Source organism: Lentzea sp. NBRC 105346 (assembly GCF_030269605.1).
GTDB lineage: Bacteria > Actinomycetota > Actinomycetes > Mycobacteriales > Pseudonocardiaceae > Lentzea.
Genome location: NZ_BSTQ01000017.1, coordinates 184,108 through 200,721, shown reverse-complemented (window position 1 = coordinate 200,721; position 16,614 = coordinate 184,108). Strand labels below are relative to the sequence as shown.

The 16,614-nt window shown below is 71.1% G+C and carries 15 protein-coding genes; 9 read left to right on the top strand and 6 right to left on the bottom strand.

The window, feature by feature from the left end:
- Positions 1–69: 69 nt before the first annotated feature.
- Both QSK35_RS32010 and QSK35_RS32005 read right to left on the bottom strand, forming a co-directional pair.
- Positions 70–630, bottom strand: coding sequence for a GNAT family N-acetyltransferase (locus tag QSK35_RS32010; RefSeq protein ID WP_285751357.1), 561 nt, complete (start codon positions 628–630; stop codon positions 70–72).
- Positions 627–1,136, bottom strand: coding sequence for a YbaK/EbsC family protein (locus tag QSK35_RS32005; RefSeq protein ID WP_285751354.1), 510 nt, complete (start codon positions 1,134–1,136; stop codon positions 627–629). The genes QSK35_RS32010 and QSK35_RS32005 overlap by 4 nt, the downstream gene beginning before the upstream one ends.
- Before the next feature lie 201 nt (positions 1,137–1,337).
- Between QSK35_RS32005 and QSK35_RS32000 the strand changes: the two genes are divergently transcribed.
- A complete protein-coding gene (locus tag QSK35_RS32000; RefSeq protein WP_285751353.1) occupies positions 1,338–1,772 on the top strand; it encodes an SAV_6107 family HEPN domain-containing protein in 435 nt (144 codons plus the stop codon).
- Positions 1,769–2,506 carry a maleylpyruvate isomerase N-terminal domain-containing protein gene (locus QSK35_RS31995; RefSeq protein WP_285751351.1) on the top strand — a complete coding sequence of 246 codons (738 nt, stop codon included), beginning with the start codon at positions 1,769–1,771 and terminating at the stop codon, positions 2,504–2,506. Before QSK35_RS32000 ends, QSK35_RS31995 begins: the two co-directional genes overlap by 4 nt.
- On the opposite strand, the gene QSK35_RS31990 is transcribed toward QSK35_RS31995, so the two are convergent.
- A complete protein-coding gene (locus QSK35_RS31990; RefSeq protein WP_285751349.1) occupies positions 2,486–4,051 on the bottom strand; it encodes an alkaline phosphatase D family protein in 1,566 nt (521 codons plus the stop codon). The genes QSK35_RS31995 and QSK35_RS31990 overlap by 21 nt on opposite strands.
- A 25-nt stretch (positions 4,052–4,076) precedes the next feature.
- Between QSK35_RS31990 and QSK35_RS31985 the strand changes: the two genes are divergently transcribed.
- Complete coding sequence (locus QSK35_RS31985; protein WP_285751348.1) at positions 4,077–4,577, top strand: VOC family protein; 501 nt, start codon at positions 4,077–4,079, stop codon at positions 4,575–4,577.
- Here the strand turns inward: QSK35_RS31985 and xylB are convergent.
- On the bottom strand, positions 4,537–5,844 hold the full coding sequence (gene xylB, locus QSK35_RS31980; protein ID WP_285751347.1) for a xylulokinase: 1,308 nt from the start codon (positions 5,842–5,844) through the stop codon (positions 4,537–4,539). The genes QSK35_RS31985 and xylB overlap by 41 nt on opposite strands.
- A complete protein-coding gene (gene def, locus QSK35_RS31975) occupies positions 5,826–6,326 on the bottom strand; it encodes a peptide deformylase (RefSeq protein WP_285751346.1) in 501 nt (166 codons plus the stop codon). Before def ends, xylB begins: the two co-directional genes overlap by 19 nt.
- 35 nt (positions 6,327–6,361) lie before the next feature.
- Between def and QSK35_RS31970 the strand changes: the two genes are divergently transcribed.
- The 3 genes from QSK35_RS31970 (at position 6,362) to QSK35_RS31960 (ending at position 8,478) form a co-directional block, all read left to right on the top strand.
- Positions 6,362–6,985 carry a GntR family transcriptional regulator gene (locus QSK35_RS31970; RefSeq protein WP_285751344.1) on the top strand — a complete coding sequence of 208 codons (624 nt, stop codon included), beginning with the start codon at positions 6,362–6,364 and terminating at the stop codon, positions 6,983–6,985.
- Positions 6,985–7,965 (top strand): 1-aminocyclopropane-1-carboxylate deaminase, encoded by a 981-nt coding sequence (locus QSK35_RS31965; protein ID WP_285751342.1) that lies wholly within the window; start codon positions 6,985–6,987, stop codon positions 7,963–7,965. The genes QSK35_RS31970 and QSK35_RS31965 overlap by 1 nt, the downstream gene beginning before the upstream one ends.
- 183 nt (positions 7,966–8,148) lie before the next feature.
- The gene (locus tag QSK35_RS31960; RefSeq protein ID WP_285751340.1) at positions 8,149–8,478 is read left to right on the top strand and encodes a DUF3024 domain-containing protein; all 330 of its coding nucleotides are present in this window, start codon (positions 8,149–8,151) and stop codon (positions 8,476–8,478) included.
- A gap of 150 nt (positions 8,479–8,628) precedes the next feature.
- Here the strand turns inward: QSK35_RS31960 and QSK35_RS31955 are convergent, their stop codons facing one another.
- Positions 8,629–13,173 carry an ATP-dependent helicase gene (locus QSK35_RS31955; RefSeq protein ID WP_502881750.1) on the bottom strand — a complete coding sequence of 1,515 codons (4,545 nt, stop codon included), beginning with the start codon at positions 13,171–13,173 and terminating at the stop codon, positions 8,629–8,631.
- A 77-nt stretch (positions 13,174–13,250) separates the two neighbouring features.
- Between QSK35_RS31955 and QSK35_RS31950 the strand changes: the two genes are divergently transcribed.
- From QSK35_RS31950 to QSK35_RS31940, 3 genes are read left to right on the top strand one after another with little or no spacing between them, the layout of a single operon-like run.
- Entirely contained in the window at positions 13,251–15,035 is a 1,785-nt protein-coding gene (locus QSK35_RS31950; protein ID WP_285751338.1) for an Hsp70 family protein, read from the top strand.
- Positions 15,036–15,084: 49 nt separating this feature from the next.
- Positions 15,085–16,335, top strand: a complete 1,251-nt coding sequence (locus QSK35_RS31945) for an MFS transporter (RefSeq protein WP_285751337.1) — start codon at positions 15,085–15,087, stop codon at positions 16,333–16,335.
- Between the two features lie 10 nt (positions 16,336–16,345).
- Positions 16,346–16,540, top strand: coding sequence for a DUF3046 domain-containing protein (locus QSK35_RS31940; RefSeq protein WP_285751335.1), 195 nt, complete (start codon positions 16,346–16,348; stop codon positions 16,538–16,540).
- Positions 16,541–16,614: the final 74 nt, after the last annotated feature.

Below are 16,614 nucleotides of genomic sequence, written 5' to 3'. Positions count from 1 at the left end.
CTCGCAGAATCCGCAGGCCTCGCGGCACCGATAGGCCCCGCAGCCGCTACCCCGGCCAACGGGCCGCGATCAGAGAGGAAGGTGTCGACCGAGCACGGCGAACGGCCGCGGATCCCCGGTGAACTGGTAGTGGCGCAACACGTCCACGAACCCGACCCGCCGGTACAGCTTCCAGGCCTTGCTCGGACCCTCGGGCGTCGACAGCAGCACGTGCTTGGTGTGCACGCCGTCGAGCAGCCGCCGCAGCAGGTCCTCGCCGAGTCCGCGCCCCTGAGCGCGGGGCAGGACGTGCAGCTCGGTCAGCTCGAAGTAGTCGTGCATCCACTCCTCGACGACCGGCGGCGGCGCGACCGTGGTGAGTCCCCGGCGCACCTGCTCGTGCCACCACTGCCCGGCGGCGCCGCGGTAGCCGTACCCGATGCCGACGAGCTCGCCGCGTTCGCCTAGCGCGACGACGCACCGCCAGTCCTCGCGCAGCATGTGCGCGAGCCACATCGGCGCGCGCTGCTCGACGGTGCCCGGCGGGTAGTTCATCGCCGTGACGTACAGCGACAGCGCCTCGGCGAGCCGGGCGTTCAGCTCCTGCGCGGTCAGCTCGACGATCCGCTCCAGGCGGGGCGAGGCGGTCATGAGGCCCGACCCGAAAGAGCGGAGGCCACCACGGCCGGAGTGCCGCCAGTGAGCTCGACGAGCTCGGCGAACGTCGTGGGGTACACGGCGTGCGGGTGGCCGGCCGCGGCCCAAATGACCTCGTAGTCGCCCAAAGCGGTGTCCACCAACGTCTCGATCGGTGCCGGGTGCCCGACGGGCGACACGCCGCCGATGACCTGACCGGTGTGCTCGCGCACGAATTCGGGATCGGCGCGCTTGATGCTGTCGGCGCCGACGAGTTCCGCGATCAGCCCGGTGTCGGCGCGGTGCGCGCCGGAGGTCAGTACGAGCAGCGGTGCGGCCGCGCCGTCGCGGATCGCGGCGAAAAGCAGGCTGTTGGCGATGGCGCCGACGGGCACGCCGACGGCTTCGGCGGCCTGGGCCGCGGTGCGCACGGCATCCGCGAGCACGACGATCTCGGCGGCCGAGGCCGCGGGGAGGGCCGCGGCGACCTTGCGGATGCCGGGGTGGTCCAGGGAGCTCACGAGTCCATCAGACCACGGCTGTCACCCACGTGGTGGGGCGGGTTGAAGATTATCCATGGCAGGAGTTACGCTGGGCTGGTTCGAACGTGTGTTCGAACTTCCAATGCCTCGGAGGTGGGGTGGGGGAAGCACCCCACCTCCGAGAGCCGCCGGCTTCCCCTCGGCGGAGACGTCGTTCACCGACGCCACGAGGAGGCCGAGATGTCAGCTTCGATCGACTTCCCGATCCTTGGCCAGAATCCGATTCCGGATAAGCCACTCCCGCCCGCTTCGGCCGTCGCGTTGCTTCGCCAGGCGCGCGTGGGCATTGCCGAAGCCGAACGGACACCAGAACCCGCCGAACGGTTCGCGGTCGCGTACCTGGCCGCTTTGCGTGGCGCCGCAACGGTTCTGGCGCTCAAGGGTCGGCCGCACCGGGGGCGCGCGAAGCCGACCAGTGCGTGGGTGCTGCTCGCCTCGATCGCGCCGGAATTGCGCGAGTGGGCCGCGTTCTTCGCGTCGGCGTCGTCGACGCGCGCGGCGGTGCTCGCCGGAATCACCCGCCACGTCACGCCGCGCGCCGCGGATGACCTGGTGCGTCAGGCGGACACGTTCGTCCGCATCGTCGACCGGATCATGCACGAGGCGAGGCAGTGAACGCGCTGGAAGTGATCAGTTCCGAGGCCGCACTGCTGGCCTCCTCCGCACGCGGGCAACGGCCGGAGCGCGGCATTCCCGCCTGCCCCGGACTCAATCTCGGCGAGACCGTCCGGCACGTCGCCAGCGGCTACCGGCTGGGGCTCGAGTGGATCAGGCTCGGCGAGGAACCCACGGTGTGGCAACAGTATCCGGCCGAAGGACAGGACATGCCGGACTTCGTCCTCGCGAGCGCGGCGGCGTTGCTGGAGGTGCTCGGAGATCACGACCCCGAGGATCCGTGCGCCACCTGGTGGCCCGAGCAGGAGAACTACGGCTTCTGGGGCCGGCGCTTCATGCACGAGACGACCGTGCACCGCATGGACATCCAGGCCGCCGCCGGACTGACCGTCGACCCGGTCGACGAGGAGGTCGCGCTCGACGGTATCGACGAGGTGCTCACGTTGTGGTTCACGCACAAGCTCACCGTGCTCGGCGTCCGCGGCACCCGTGACGGCACGGTCGCGGTCCGCTCCGGCGGCCAGACCTGGCTCGCCCGGTGCGGTCCCACGGGATCGTCCGCGGCACGGGTGTCCGACGAGGAGGCGGACATCGCGGACGCCGAGGTGTCGGCCGAGCCGATGACCATGTACCGCTGGCTGTGGGGACGCCTGCCGGACTCCTACGCCCGCCCGGTCGGCGACCACGACGCGATCGCTCAGATGTGGGCGCTGCTAAGGCTCGCGACCAAGTAGGACGGACGTTTTCTGTTGCCCGTCAGCGCTTTCCAGCCGGAACCGCGGCTGGTCGCCGTCGAACTCCAGCAACCCCACGGAGTTGCCGAAGTGAGGACCGGTGAGCTTGCGCCAGCTCATCAGGTCCTCCGGCACCCCGGCCAGGGAAGCGAGCTTGCGCAGCAGCCGGGCCGCGGTCCGTGACCACGCCAGCCGGAACGCCGGCAACATGAACCCCGGCGGCTCGTTGCGCACCGGCGAACACACCAGTTGCAGCGCGCGCCCCCTTGTGCGCACAGGGAATTCGGCTTCGGCCACATAACTGTGGTGCACGTCGCCGGACAGCACGCAGACCGTCTCCACGCCGGAAGCGGCCTTCTGGACCAGCCGCGTCAACCGGTCGAACGACTGACGGAACGCCGGCCAGTGCTCGAGGTCGAGCACCTGCCGGATCCGCTCGGCCGCCCGGCCCTGCCAGCCGGCCTTGGCGGCGCCGATCTCGTTGAGCGACTGGAAATGGCTCAACGCGTGCGGCATCAGCCACGGCAGCGACGACCCGATCAGCAGGTGGTCGAAGTCGCCGGCTGCGTTCTCCTCGATCCACTCGAACTCGTCGTCGCCGACCATCGACCGCCGGCCGTCCTCCAGGATCCGGCCCGACCGGGTGTCGATCACCAGCAGCCGGATCCGGTCGAAGTCGCGCCGATAGCTCCACCGCATCGGCTTGCGCCCGCCGGACTCCCGGTCGGCCTCTTCAGCGAAGTCTTCCAGCAACGGCAGCACGTCGCCGCCGTGTTCCTGAACCCGCTTGAACAGCGGGTCGGAGTCGAGGTCGTCCGGACCGAGGTTGCCGATGTGCTGGTAGACCCAGTACGACGACAAGGCGCCGCGAATCCGGTCGCGCCACCACGGTTTCGCCTTCATGTGCTCACGCCACACGTACGAGGTGTTCCAGTCGTCGCGCACGTCGTGGTCGTCGAAGATCATCGAACTGGGGACCGTCGACATCATCCAGCGGATCTCGGGATCCGACCACGTCTCCAGGTACAGATGCGCGTACTCCGCGAAATGCACCACCTCGTCGGCGGGCTCGTCCGTGCCGTGCCGGTGCTCGCGCAGCCACCGCTTCGCCGCGTCGGTCGGCTCGTCGGCGTACACCTGGTCGCCGAGCAGCAGCATCGCGTCGGGCCACTCGTCCTCAGGCTTCTGCGCCATCCGGGTGGCGTAGGCGTCGAGCGCGTCGCGGCCCAGCTTGTCCACGTCGTGCTTCGCCGCGCGGCACGAGCCGAACAGGATGCGTTTGACGTCCTTCGTGCGGATCGTGGGCTTCGGGTACGGGTCGCCGGCCAGCGGCCAGACGACCTCGCCGTCGAGCCGCACGTCGTACTCGGTGCGCGGCCCGAGGTCACGCAGCCGCACGAGCGCGAAGTGCTGCTCGCCCACCTGGAACGTCGAGACGGAGTGGCCCGCGACCGTCACCGTGCACCGCTCGTCGGTCTCCACCCAGACCGTCGCCGTGGTGTCACCGACGTGTCGCAGCAGCGGGCCGAGGACCAACTTCGCCATGGCGCGAGACAGTACGCTCCTCGGTGTGGAAATCACCTTCGACGCGGCGGATCCTCAGGCACTGGCCGGTTTCTGGTCCGAGCTGGTGGGCGACGGCGTCGAGCTGACGTTCGTGCTGAACGACGCCCCGAAGATCGAGAAGAACCCGATCCACCTCGATCTCGCGAGCTCCTCGGCGCAGGATCAGGCCGCGATAGTCGAGCTGGCCCTGAAACTCGGCGCGCAGCACGTCGACATCGGGCAGGGCGACGTGCCGTGGGTCGTGTTGTGCGACCCGGAGGGCAACGAGTTCTGCGTGCTCGAACCGCGGCCCGAGTACATGGACACCGGTGACGTCGCCGCGATCGTGATCGACGTGCCGGACCCGCTCGCGGCCGCGCGGGCGTCGGGTCACCCCGTGGTGCGCAGCGGCGACGGCTGGGCCTCGGTGCGTCCCGAACCCGGACCGTGGCTCGAGTTCCTGCGCACCGAGGACGCGCCGCCGCTCACCGAACGGGTGCGTGCCACGTGGGCAGGGCGCCCGTGAGCGCCCACGCCGCCTGACGGGCCGCGCCGAGCGCGACGTACTCCGCGGGCTCCGGCACGGTCACCGGCACGCCGAAGATCAGCGGCGCGATCTCCTGCACGGCCCGTGAGCGGGCGCCACCACCGATCAGCAGCACGCGCCTGGTCGTCACCCCGTTGTCCCGCAACGCGTCCAGGCCCGCGACGAGACCGGTGAGCATGCCCTCGACCGCCGCACGCGCCATGTTCCGCGGCGTCATGTTCCCGCGTGTCATGCCGGAGAGAGTGCCTGTCGCGTCCGGCAGGTTCGGGGTGCGTTCGCCGTCCAGATACGGCACGAAGTCGAGACCTTCGGCGCCCGGCTCGGCCGCCAGCGCCAGTCTGTCCAATTCGGACAGATCGACGCCGAGCATCGCCGCGGTCGCGGTGAGCACGCGGGCGGCGTTGAGCGTGCACACCAGCGGAAGGAAGCGGCCGGTCGCGTCGGCGAACCCGGCCACGATGCCGTCCGGGTCGGCGGTCGGCCGGTCGGTCACGCCGAACACCGTGCCGCTGGTGCCGATCGACACGACGACGTCGCCGACCTCGATGCCCAGCCCCAGCGCGGCGGCCATGTTGTCGCCGGTGCCCGCGGACACCAGCACCCCGTCCTGGGTGCGGCCGAGAGGTTCGTGCGGGGCGAGCAGCGTCGGCAGTCCGACGGTGCGGCCGAACGCGTGCGTCAACAGCTCGGTGTCCCAGCGGTCGTGCTGTGGCGACCAGTAGCCGGTGCCGGACGCGTCGCCGCGGTCCGTCGCCATGCGGTTGGTGAGCCGGTAGCCGAGCCAGTCGTGCGGGAGCAGTACCGACCGAACCCGTTGCGCGAGGTCGGGTTCGTGACGCTGGAGCCAGCGCAGCTTGGTGATCGTGAAGCTGGCCAGCGGCACCGAGCCGGTGCGCTCCGCCCAGGTCGCGGCGCCGAGCTCGTCGACGAGGTCGGCGGCGGCCCGCGCCGACCGGGTGTCGTTCCAGAGCAACGCGTCGCGCACCGGTTCGCCGTCGCCGTCGAGCGCGACGAGCCCGTGCTGCTGGCCGGCGACACCGATGCACTCGACGTCGTCGAGCAGACCGCCGGCCGTCGCCTCCTGGAACGCCTGCCACCACGCGGCGGGCGGGACCTCGGTGCCTTCCGGGTGGGACGCGCGCCCTTCGCGGACCGTCACGCCCGTCGCCGCGTCGCACACGACGACCTTGGTCGACTGCGTTGATGAGTCAATGCCGGCGACGAGCATCAGCTTGCCCAGAACCATTCGGAGTCGCGAGCCGCGCGCAGTGCCCGTTTGCGCAGCTCCGGGGTCAACCGGGACAGGTAAAGCCTGCCATCCAGGTGGTCGGTCTCGTGTTGCAGGCAGCGCGCCATCGTGCCCGATCCTTGCACGGTCACCGGCTCGTTGCGCAGGTCGACGCCCTTGACGACCGCTTCCTTCGCCCGAGTCGTGGGGTACCAGAGTCCGGGTACCGACAGACAGCCCTCGTCGCCCTCCTGCAGCTCGCCGGACAGCTCGACGATCTCCGGGTTGATCACGTATCCGACGTCGCCGTCGACGGCGTAACTGAACACCCGGAGTCCGACCCCGATCTGCGGCGCCGCCAGCCCTGCCCGCCCCGGCGGTTCGACGGTGTCGAGCAGATCTTTGACCAGCGCTTCGAGGTTGCGGTCGAACTTCGTGACCGGATCGGCGGGACTGCTGAGCACCGGGTCGCCCAGGTACCGGATGTCGCGGAGGGCCATATGCAAAGCCTAATACTCCGCGTACAGTATGCAGAATGCAATATATTGGACGCACGCTGCTGAAGGACCAGGCCGTCACGGCGATCCGCGACGCGATCGTCCGCGGCGACCTGGAACCGGGCACCGCAATCAGGGACGTCGACCTCGCCGCTCGTCTCGGGTTGTCGCGCACGCCGGTGCGGGAGGCGTTGTCGAGGTTGGCCGACGAGGGCCTCGTCGAGGCGAAGCCGGGCAGCTACACGCGCGTCACGCCACTGGACGCCGACGCGGTGCGCGCCGCGCACGCCGTCGTCCAGGCGATGCACGTGCTGGCCGCGCGCTCGGCCGTCATGGGCGACGACGACATCGACGACATGAGCGTCGCGAACGCGCGCTTCGAGGAAGCTCTAAAACAAAAGGATATTGTCGCTGCACTCGACGCCGACGACGAGTTCCACTCCGTCGCCGTCGACCGCTGCGGCAACTTCGCCGTCGCCGCCACCATCGAGCGCTACCTGCCGTTGGTCCGGCGGCTGGAGCACCAGCGGTTCGCCTCGGCGATCGGACACCATTCGGTATCGATGCACGCGGATATCATCGAGGCCTTCCGTATCGGGGACGGCGAACTTGCGGCACAACTCGTCGAACGCAACTGGGCGACCCTGAAGGAGGAGATGTGATGGACCGTTACCCGCTGCTGTTCGGTCCCTCCCCGGTGCATCCGCTCGAGCGGCTGACCAAGCATCTCGGCGGCGCGCGGATCTGGGCCAAGCGCGAAGACTGCAACGCCGGCCTGGCCTACGGCGGCAACAAGACCCGCAAGCTGGAGTACCTCGTCGCCGACGCCCTGGCGCAGGGCTGCGACACGTTGGTGTCCATCGGCGGCGTCCAGTCCAACCACACCCGGCAGGTCGCCGCGGCCGCTGCCCGCGCCGGTCTGAAGGCCGTGCTGGTGCAGGAAAGCTGGGTCGACTGGCCGGACGTGATCTACGACCGGGTCGGCAACATCATGTTGAGCCGGCTCATGGGCGCCGACGTACGGCTCATCGAAGCGGGCTTCGGCATCGGTGTGAAACCCGCGTGGGAGCAGGCGATCGAGGACGTGCGCCGCGCGGGCGGCAACCCGTACCCGATCCCCGCGGGCGCTTCGGACCACCCGCTGGGCGGACTCGGGTTCGCCTCGTGGGCAGACGAGGTGCGCGAGCAGGAAGCGCAGCTCGGCCTGCGCTTCGACCCGATCATCGTCTGCTCGGTGACCGGCAGTACGCAGGCGGGCATGGTCGCCGGGTTCGCCGGAGACCGCCGGGTCATCGGGATCGACGCGTCCGCGAAACCCGCGGAGACGCGTGCCCAGATCACCCGCATCGCGCACGCCACGGCCAAGCTGATCGGGACCGAGATCAAGGACTCCGACGTCGAGCTCGACGAGCGCTTCCACGCGGGCGTCTACGGCGTGCCCGACGACTCCACAATGGACGCCATCCGCCTCGGTGCGCGGCTGGAGGCGATGATTACCGACCCGGTGTACGAGGGGAAGTCGCTGGCGGGGCTCATCGAGCTCGTGTCGACCGGCGAGATCTCCCGTGACTCGACCGTTCTCTACGCACACCTCGGCGGCCAGCCGGCACTCGACGCCTACGCGGGACTCTTCCGCGCCTAAGACCGGGCGGCCGGACCGGCGTCGCGGTCCGGATTGGTGCGGCCTGGTCTAACGGTGTGTGCGCTGCGATCCGTGCTGCCGCGGAGACGCTCGTGGAGCTGTTCGCGCTGCGGGCCGCTGCCGGCCGCGCGCGGTCCGCAACCTGCTGCGGGCCGCCCGCCCGCGCCTGCGACGATCGGCGTCATGGCTGTCCCGGACACCCACCTGCGTCAGATCGCCCGCTGGTGCGAGCAGCGCATCCCCGCGCACTATCGCCATCAGGTCCGCGTCGAGCACACCGTGCGCGGCTCGAACGTGACGATCCTGGAAGTCCGCGCGCCATGGCGTGAAGACTTCGGGCCCGAGTGGACTCGGCGTCCGATCGCCCAACTGCGACACGACGGCACTCGCTGGTGGCTGTACTGGCCCGACCGCAACACCCGCTGGCACCTGCTGCAGGACGTACCTGCTCAAACCTCGCCCGCCGCGCTGCTGGACGTGATCGACGAACCCGGCCGGGCGTTCTGGTTGTGAACCTCGCGAACCCGGACACCAGGGCAGGGGAATCGCGGTAGATTCGTGGTGACTCGAACTATCGGGTCACACGATTGGGTGATGTGTGTCCCGATTCGCGAGTTCGCCGCTCTCGCGTACGAGGAAGCGCGCGGGGGCAGCGGACACCGGTCAGGCGCGCAGCCGCAGTCCTTTCGGGGTGGCGCGGAAGCCGGCCTCCTGCAGGACGGTGGCCAGGCGGGAGGTCAGGGCGACCTCGCCGTCCGCGCGTTGGACCGCCAGCTGGCCCAGCCAGCCGTCGCGGACGGCTCGGCTCAGGGCGTGGGCGGCGGCGCGGAGGGTGGGTTCGTCGTCGGTGAACGACAGCAGGGACTTGCCGCCGCGTTCGACGTAGAGGGTGGCGACGCCGTCGACCAGGACGGTCAGCGCTCCGGCCTTGCGGGCCGGGCGGTGTTTGCCTTCGCCGGTCGGAACAGGCCAGGGCAGGGCGGCGCCGTACGGCTGGGCCGGGTCGGCCGCAGCCAGCACCACGGCGTCGGGATCGCCTGGGTGTTCCTGGCCGGGTGGGCGGGACAGGGCTCGCAGCCGGTCGACCGCGCCGCGTGCGGCGAACTGGGCCGCGCCCAGGCCCTCGACCACGTAGCCGCGGACCACCTGGCCGGATTCCTCCATCGCCCGCAGCACCCGGTACACGCCGGAGAAGCCGCCGGTGACGCGTTCGGTGTCGAGGGCGCCGCGCGTGAGGACGCCGTGGCGTTCGAGGAACGACTCGGCTCGCGCGTGGGCGCGGCGCGTGGGGTCCTCGGCCGGGATGATCGCGAGGGACCAGCGGCCGGCGACCGTGGGCGGGCCGGTGCGCGACGGCATGTCCGGGCGGGCCGCGCGTAGGCGTGCGTAGCGGCCGCGGGGCGTTGCGCGGCGGGGTTTGTGGGCGGTGCCGCCGCCCGCGACGAGGGCGCGCAGCGGGGCGAGGGTGTCGTTGGTGACCAGGCCTGCCCACAGCAGATCCCACAGTGCGCCAACGACTTCCGCGTCCGTGATCGGGCCGTGTAGCGACACCCGGTCGACGACCTGACGGAAGAACAGGGCGCCACCGGACAAGGCCTCCAGCGCCGCGGTGTGCAGGGGTGATGACGGGGCCGCCTCGGAAACCAGGTCCGGCAGCAGCAGATCCGCCACATCCGTTGGGGCCAGGGCGATCCAGCCGTCACCGCCCGCCAGCGAGCCGCAGCCCGTCCACGTCACCTCGCCGGACGCGGTGAGCTCGTCCAGCAGCGCCGGGTAGTAGCCGGGCAGGCGCGCGGGCAGCAGCAGTGTCTCGAAAGCGCTTGCGGGCAAAGGGGATCCGGCCAGCTGCTCGATCACCGAGAAGACGTCGTCGACGGTCGGGGCGGTGCGCAGGCGGCGGCCGATGCCGTGCCACGTCGGCAGGAAGCGGCCCAGGGCCGCCGGTTCCACCGGCTCGACCTCGGCGCGCAGGCGGGCCAGCGAGGCGCGGCGCAGCCGGCGGAGCACCTCGGCGTCGCAGTACTCGGTGTGCGTGCCGCCGGGACGCAGCTCGCCGCGGACCAGGCGGCCCGTGCCAGCCATCCGTTCCAGCACACCGGTCACCACGGCCACGCCCAGGCCGAAGCGCGCGGCCGGCTCGAGGGCCGCGAACGGGCCGTGCGTCCGGGCGTACCGGCTCAGCAGATCGCCCAGCGGATCCGGGACCGGTTCGGTGAACGCCTCGGGCACGCCCACCGGCAGCGCCACGCCGAGGGCGTCGCGGATCCGGCCCGCGTCTTCGATCGCGACCGTCCGTTCCTCACCGGCGATGCGCACGCGGATCGCGCGGCGCTGACCGACCAGGTCGTCGAGCCACTCCCGCAGGATTCCGCGCTCCAGCGCCTCGGCGTCGGAGAGATCTCCCAGGAACCGCAACAGGTCCGCGGCGTCCTCGGCGTGCCGGGCGCGGCGGTCCGGGGCCAGGCGCTGCAGGCTTTGCTCGACCTCGGCGACGACCTCCGGGTCCAGCAGCTCGCGGATCGCCTCGGAGCCTAGGAGCTCGGCGAGCAGCGTCGAGTCCAGCGACAGTGCCGCCGCGCGGCGTTCGGCCAGCGGCGCGTCCAGCTCGTACAGGAACATGCCCACGTAGCCGAACAGCAGGCTGCGGGCGAACGGCGACGGCGTCGGCGTCTCCACCTCGACCACCCGCACCCGGCGCGCCCGGATGTCCGTCATCAGCTCACGCAGTCCCGGCACGTCGTAGACGTCCTGCAGGCACTCGCGTATCGCCTCCAGCACCACGGGAAAACTCTCGTACTTCGCCGCGACCGACAGCAGCTGCGCGGAGCGTTGCCGTTGCTGCCACAGGGGAGTGCGCTTGCGGGGATCGCGGCGCGGCAGCAGCAACGACCGCGCCGCGCACTCACGGAACCGGGCGGCGAACAGCGCCGAGCCGCCCACCTCGGCGATGACGATCTGCTCGACCTCCTCCGGATCGAGCAGCACGTCCTCCGCGGCTGCTTTCACCTCGGCACCGTCGAGGTCGACGGCATCCGGGAGCCGCACGACTATGCCGTCGTCGGAGTGCGCGCACTGCACGTCGACGCCCCGTCGTTCGCGCAGCCGCGCGGCGATCGCCAGCGCCCACGGCGCGTTCACCTGCGCGCCGAACGGGGAGTGCACCACGAGCCGCCAGTCGCCCAGCTCGTCGCGGAACCGTTCCACCAGCACGGTCCGGTCGTTCGGGACGTGCCGGGTCGCCTTCCGCTGTTCGCCCAGGTACGCGATGAGGTTGTCCGTCGCCCACGCGTCGAGGCCCGCCGCGGAGGCCCGGGAGCGCGCGTCATCAGGCTCCATTGTGGACACTTCACGCAGGAACTTCCCCATGGCGCGGCCGAGTTCCAGCGGACGGCCGGGCGCGTCGCCCTTCCAGAACGGCATGCGCGCGGGCTGGCCCGGCGCCGGCACGACGATCACCCGGTCGTGCGTGATGTCCTCGACCCGCCACGACGACGTGCCGAGCAGGAACGTGTCGCCCACCCGCGACTCGTACACCATCTCCTCGTCCAGCTCGCCCACCCGCGAACCCGGACCGTTCTCCGACGGCGGCGTCATCACCGTGAACAGGCCGCGGTCGGGGATCGTGCCGCCGGACGTCACCGCGAGCCGTTGCGAACCCGGCCGTCCGCGCAGCTCGCCGTTGACGCGGTCCCACGTGATCCGCGGCCGCAGCTCGGCGAACTCCTCGCTCGGATAGCGCCCGGACAGCATGTCCAGCACCGCGATCAGTGCCGACTCGGGCAGCGCGGCGAACGGCGCGGCCTTGCGCACCAGGCCCGCTACCTCGTCGACCGCCCACGGTTCCATCGCCACCATCGCGACAACGTGCTGTGCCAACACATCCAGCGGGTTGCGCGGATAGCGAACGGCCTCGATCGCGCCCTCCTGCATCCGTTCCGCGACGACCGCGCACGACACCAGGTCGCCGCGGAACTTCGGGAACATCACGCCACGCGAGATCGCGCCCACCTGGTGCCCCGCCCGGCCGACGCGCTGCATCCCGGACGCGACCGACGGCGGTGCCTCGACCTGTACGACCAGGTCGACCGAGCCCATGTCGATGCCCAGCTCCAGCGACGACGTCGCCACGACACATGGCAGCCGCCCCGACTTCAGGTCCTCCTCGACCTGCGTGCGCTGCTCACGCGACATCGAGCCGTGGTGCGCCCGCGCGACTGTCGCGGCCACCTGAGTCGTGAGCCCCGACTGACCGATGGCCTCCGCCGGGAACGTCTCCAGCTCCCGCGCTTCCTCGGCCAGCTCGTTCAAGCGTGCCGTCAGCCGTTCCGCGAGCCGCCGGGAGTTCGAGAACACGATCGTCGACCGGTGCTGCCGCACCAGCTCCAGGATCCGTTGCTCCACCGACGGCCAGATCGACGTCCGCTGCTCGGCGCCAGCCGCAGATCCCGAGACCTCACCGGTCGGCTGACCCAGCAAAGCCATGTCCTCGACCGGCACCTCCACCTCGACCTCGATGGTCTTGGGGGTCTTCGGCTGCACCACGGTCACCGGCCGCCCGCCCGCCAGGAACGCGCTGATCTCCTCGACCGGCCGCACGGTCGCCGAGAGCCCGATGCGTTGCGCCGGCCGTTGCAGCAACGCGTCCAGCCGCTCCAGGGACAACGCCAGATGCGCACCGCGTTTCGTGCCCGCCACGGCGTGCACCTCGTCGACGATCACCGTGTCGACCCCGCGCAACGACTCCCGCGCCGACGACGTGAGCAGCAGGAACAGCGACTCCGGCGTCGTCACCAGCACATCCGGCGGGGTGCGCTGGAACAGCCGCCGCTCCTCGGCCGGGGTGTCGCCGGTGCGCATGCCGACCGTGATCGACGGCTCCGGCGCGCCCAGCCGGAACGCCGCCTGCCGGATGCCCGCGAGCGGCGCCCGCAGGTTGCGTTCGACGTCCACCGCCAGCGCCTTCAACGGCGATATGTAGAGGACGCGGCAGCGGTGTTTCGGCTCGGCCGGTTTCGGGGCCGACGCCAGCCGGTCCAGCGCCCACAGAAAGGCGGCCAGCGTCTTGCCCGAGCCGGTCGGCGCGATGACCAGCGCGTGCTGCCCGGCGGCCGCCGCCGCCCACGCACCGGTCTGAGCCTGCGTGGGCGCGGCGAAAGCCCCGGTGAACCACTGCCTGGTCGCCGGCGAGAAAGCCTCCAACACGTCCATGGCACACATCATGAACCCGAGGTCTGACAGTTTTTGATGTGGCAGAGTCCACCACGACAAACTCTGAGGGGAGAACGGTGACCGTCCTGTCCGTCGACCTGGGCACTTCCACCACCGTCGCGGTGCTGACCACGCCCGGCCAGCCACCCAGACCGCTGGAGTCGATGCCGTCCGGGGTCTACTGCGCGGAGGACGGCACGCTCGTCGCCGGCACGCGGGCCGAAGAACTCGGCCGCGACGACCCCGCCCGCTACGAGGCCACGCCCAAACGCCGCATCGACGACGGCACGATCGCGTTCGGCGACCAGGTCGTGCCCGTCACCGACGTACTGGCCGCGATCCTCGCGCACCTCATGGAAAAGGTGCGGGAGGAACCGACCGAGATCCGCCTGACGCACCCCGCGCAGTGGGGGCCGACCCGGCGCAACGTCCTGCTGTCGGCCGCCCGCCTCGCCGGAATGTCACCCGATCTGGTGCTTGTTCCGGAACCCGTCGCCATCGCCTCCTACGCGCGCCTGCCCGCGGGTCAGGCGCTCGCCGTGTTCGACTACGGCGCGGGCACGCTCGACGTGTCGGTCGTCGGCGCGACGCCGGCCGGGTTCACCGTGCTCGCCGACGACGGACTCGCCGACGTCGGCGGCCTCGACGTCGACCAGGCGTTGCTCGACCACCTCGGACGGCAGGTCGCGCACCAGCACCCCGCGGACTGGATGAAGGTCCTTCGCCCGGAGGACGACGACGACCGGCGCACACGTGCCGAGTTGAAGGAAGCCATCCGCACGGCCAAGGAAGCCCTGTCGCAGCACCCGCAGACCGAACTCCGGATGCCCGAGCCGTTCGGTGCCGTGACCATCACGCGCGTCGAGCTCGAAGCCCTGATCCGCGGCGACGTCTCCCGCGGCGCCGACCTGCTGGCGTCGGTGATCCGCACTGCGGGCGTGACCCCCGCCGGGGTCGGCCTCGTCGGCGGGGCGAGCCGGACTCCGCTGGTGGCGCAGATGATCGCGGCCAAGGGGCTCACGCCGACGCTGCTCGACGCGCCCGCCGCGGCGCTGGGCGCGCATGTCGTCGCCAAGGACACCATCACGCTGCGCGCCGAGGACCCGGCGAAGAAGCACGTCGAACCCGCGACCGTCGTGACGGAACCGGTCAAACCGGACGTGTCAGGCTCGTACCAGGTGCCGAACCCGAACGTGTCCGGCGCGCACCAGATGCCGAGCGGGCCGTATTCGGTCAGCGGCACCTACCCGGTCACCGGGCCCCAGCAGTTCCACTTCCCGCAGCAGCAGGCCGCGCCGAAGAAGGACAACAAGAAGGCGCTCATCGCGATCGGCGCCGCGGTGGTCCTGCTGCTCGCCGTCGTGGGCACGGTGTTCGCGCTGACCAGGCCGAACCTGCCCGACGCCCAGGACTGCAAGGACAACACCACGCAGGACGACAAGGGCTTCACGCCGTGCCTGCGCCAGCTCGCCGGCGCGGTGCCGGACGGCTCGACGTGTGAGTCCGCCCAGTCCGCGCAGGTCACGGGCATGGACGAGATCAAGGGCACGGTCGTGACGTGCCAGGTGCGCGACGGCTACGCGGTCCAGTACATCCTCACCGAGACGGTTACCGGCGCGAGCACCAACGCCGAGGCCGTGGTGAAGACGTTCAACACCGACCGCGTCGAGGCCGACTGGACCGGCAACGGGCTGGAGGGCCAGTACCGCGCCACCGCGGACAACGGCGTCGGTGTGCTCGTCTTCACCGTCAAGGATCGCCCGATGTTCGGCATCCTCACCAAGAGCGACGGCGAGAACGCCGAACTGTCCGCCGACAACGTGGCCGACTTCTTCGAGAAGACGGTGCAGCCGGGCACCTGACCCGGACGGCTCTATTAAGACGTGCTGGTCACGTGCCACCATCGTGATCATGAAGACGGCCGCGCCGCAGGTGGAGCACGTCCAGCGCAGAGTGCTGCGCGTGCTCACCGCGACGCAGGTCCTCGGTGCGGCGGGCATGGCGATCGGCCTGGCCGTCAGCACCCTGATCGCGGCGGCGCTGTCCGGATCCGACGCCGTCGGCGGGTTCGCGCAGACCGCGGCCGTCACCGGCGCGGCGGTCATCTCGCTGCTGGCCGCCCGGATCGCCGTCCGACGCGGGCGGCGGCCCGCGCTCGTGCTCGGCTACGGGCTCGGCGCGCTCGGGGCCGTGATCGCGGCGCTCGCGGTGATCGCCGGGCAGTGGATCCTGCTGCTCGCGGCCCTGGTGCTGTTCGGTGGCGCGTCCAGCGCGAACCTCGCCGCGCGATACGCCGCGACCGACCTCGCGCATCCGCACCGGCGCGCGCGGGAACTGTCCATGGTCGTCTGGGCGGCCACGATCGGCGCGGTCGTCGGGCCCAACCTCGCCGATCCCGCCGGCCGGGTGGCGTCGGGGTTCGGACTGCCCGTGGGCGCGGGACCGTTCCTCCTGGGCGCCGTCGTGCTCGCGACCGCGGCGCTGGCCGTGCACCTGGCGTTGCGGCCCGACCCGCTGGTGATCGTGCGGGAGGCGAAACCCGTTGTGCCGTCCCATTGCGGCGGCGGTGGCGCGCCCGGCGGGCTGCGCACGTGGGCGACGCTCACCCCGGCGGCGCGGCTGGCGCTGGCCGGCATGACGTTGTGCCACACCGCGATGGTCGGCCTCATGTCGATGACGCCGGTGCACATGAACCACGCGGGGTCGTCGCTCAAGGTCGTCGGCGTCGTCATCAGCCTGCACATCGCGGCGATGTACGCGGCGAGTCCCCTGTTCGGATGGATGGCCGACAAACTCGGCCGCATCCCCGTCCTCGCGATCGGCGCCGCGCTCGTCGTCGCCGCGTCCGGCATCGCGGGCATGGCGCCCTCACACGAGGCGCCGCAGCTCGCGGCGGGACTCGCGTTGCTGGGCTTCGGCTGGTCCGCCGGGCTGGTCGCCGGTTCGGCGCTGCTCACCGAGTCCGTCGCGGTGGCGGACCGGCCGGCCGCGCAGGGGTTGTCCGACCTGTGCATGAACGTCGGTGGCGCGGTCGGTGGCGCGGTGTCCGGCATCGTCGTCACCGCCTGGTCCTACGCCTCGCTCGGGCTGATCGTGGGCTTCACGGCGCTGCCACTGCTGGTGGTCTGCCTCTTCGTGACCCTGCGCAGACCCGTTGGCTAGTCTGGGACAGATGCGCAACACGATGTTCCGGAAGCTGATGGCAGGGGAGTTCGGTGAGATCAGGGCCGAGATGCTGGCCCATGATCACGTGTTGTCCTCGCTGGGCGGGCGCACCGCCGACCAGGCACTGGAGGCCGGAATCCCGGCCAAGGAGATCTGGCTCGCGGTGTGCGAGGCGTTCGATGTTCCCGAGCATCGGCGCTGATGGCGTGTCGGTTGTTCCGTCGAACAGATGTTCGGCTACAGTAGTGCCCGCAACCAGGCCTCGCGAAAATTGTC

Coding starts and splice junctions, on each gene's coding strand:
- QSK35_RS31965 (WP_285751342.1), top strand. CDS start 6,985: ATGGACCGTTACCCGCTGCTGTTCGGTCCCTCCCCGGTGCATCCGCTC.
- QSK35_RS31955 (WP_502881750.1), bottom strand. CDS start 13,173: ATGGACGTGTTGGAGGCTTTCTCGCCGGCGACCAGGCAGTGGTTCACC.
- QSK35_RS32010 (WP_285751357.1), bottom strand. CDS start 630: ATGACCGCCTCGCCCCGCCTGGAGCGGATCGTCGAGCTGACCGCGCAG.
- QSK35_RS31970 (WP_285751344.1), top strand. CDS start 6,362: ATGCAATATATTGGACGCACGCTGCTGAAGGACCAGGCCGTCACGGCG.
- QSK35_RS31940 (WP_285751335.1), top strand. CDS start 16,346: ATGCGCAACACGATGTTCCGGAAGCTGATGGCAGGGGAGTTCGGTGAG.
- QSK35_RS31960 (WP_285751340.1), top strand. CDS start 8,149: ATGGCTGTCCCGGACACCCACCTGCGTCAGATCGCCCGCTGGTGCGAG.
- QSK35_RS31990 (WP_285751349.1), bottom strand. CDS start 4,051: ATGGCGAAGTTGGTCCTCGGCCCGCTGCTGCGACACGTCGGTGACACC.
- xylB (WP_285751347.1), bottom strand. CDS start 5,844: ATGGTTCTGGGCAAGCTGATGCTCGTCGCCGGCATTGACTCATCAACG.
- QSK35_RS32000 (WP_285751353.1), top strand. CDS start 1,338: ATGTCAGCTTCGATCGACTTCCCGATCCTTGGCCAGAATCCGATTCCG.
- QSK35_RS31945 (WP_285751337.1), top strand. CDS start 15,085: ATGAAGACGGCCGCGCCGCAGGTGGAGCACGTCCAGCGCAGAGTGCTG.
- def (WP_285751346.1), bottom strand. CDS start 6,326: ATGGCCCTCCGCGACATCCGGTACCTGGGCGACCCGGTGCTCAGCAGT.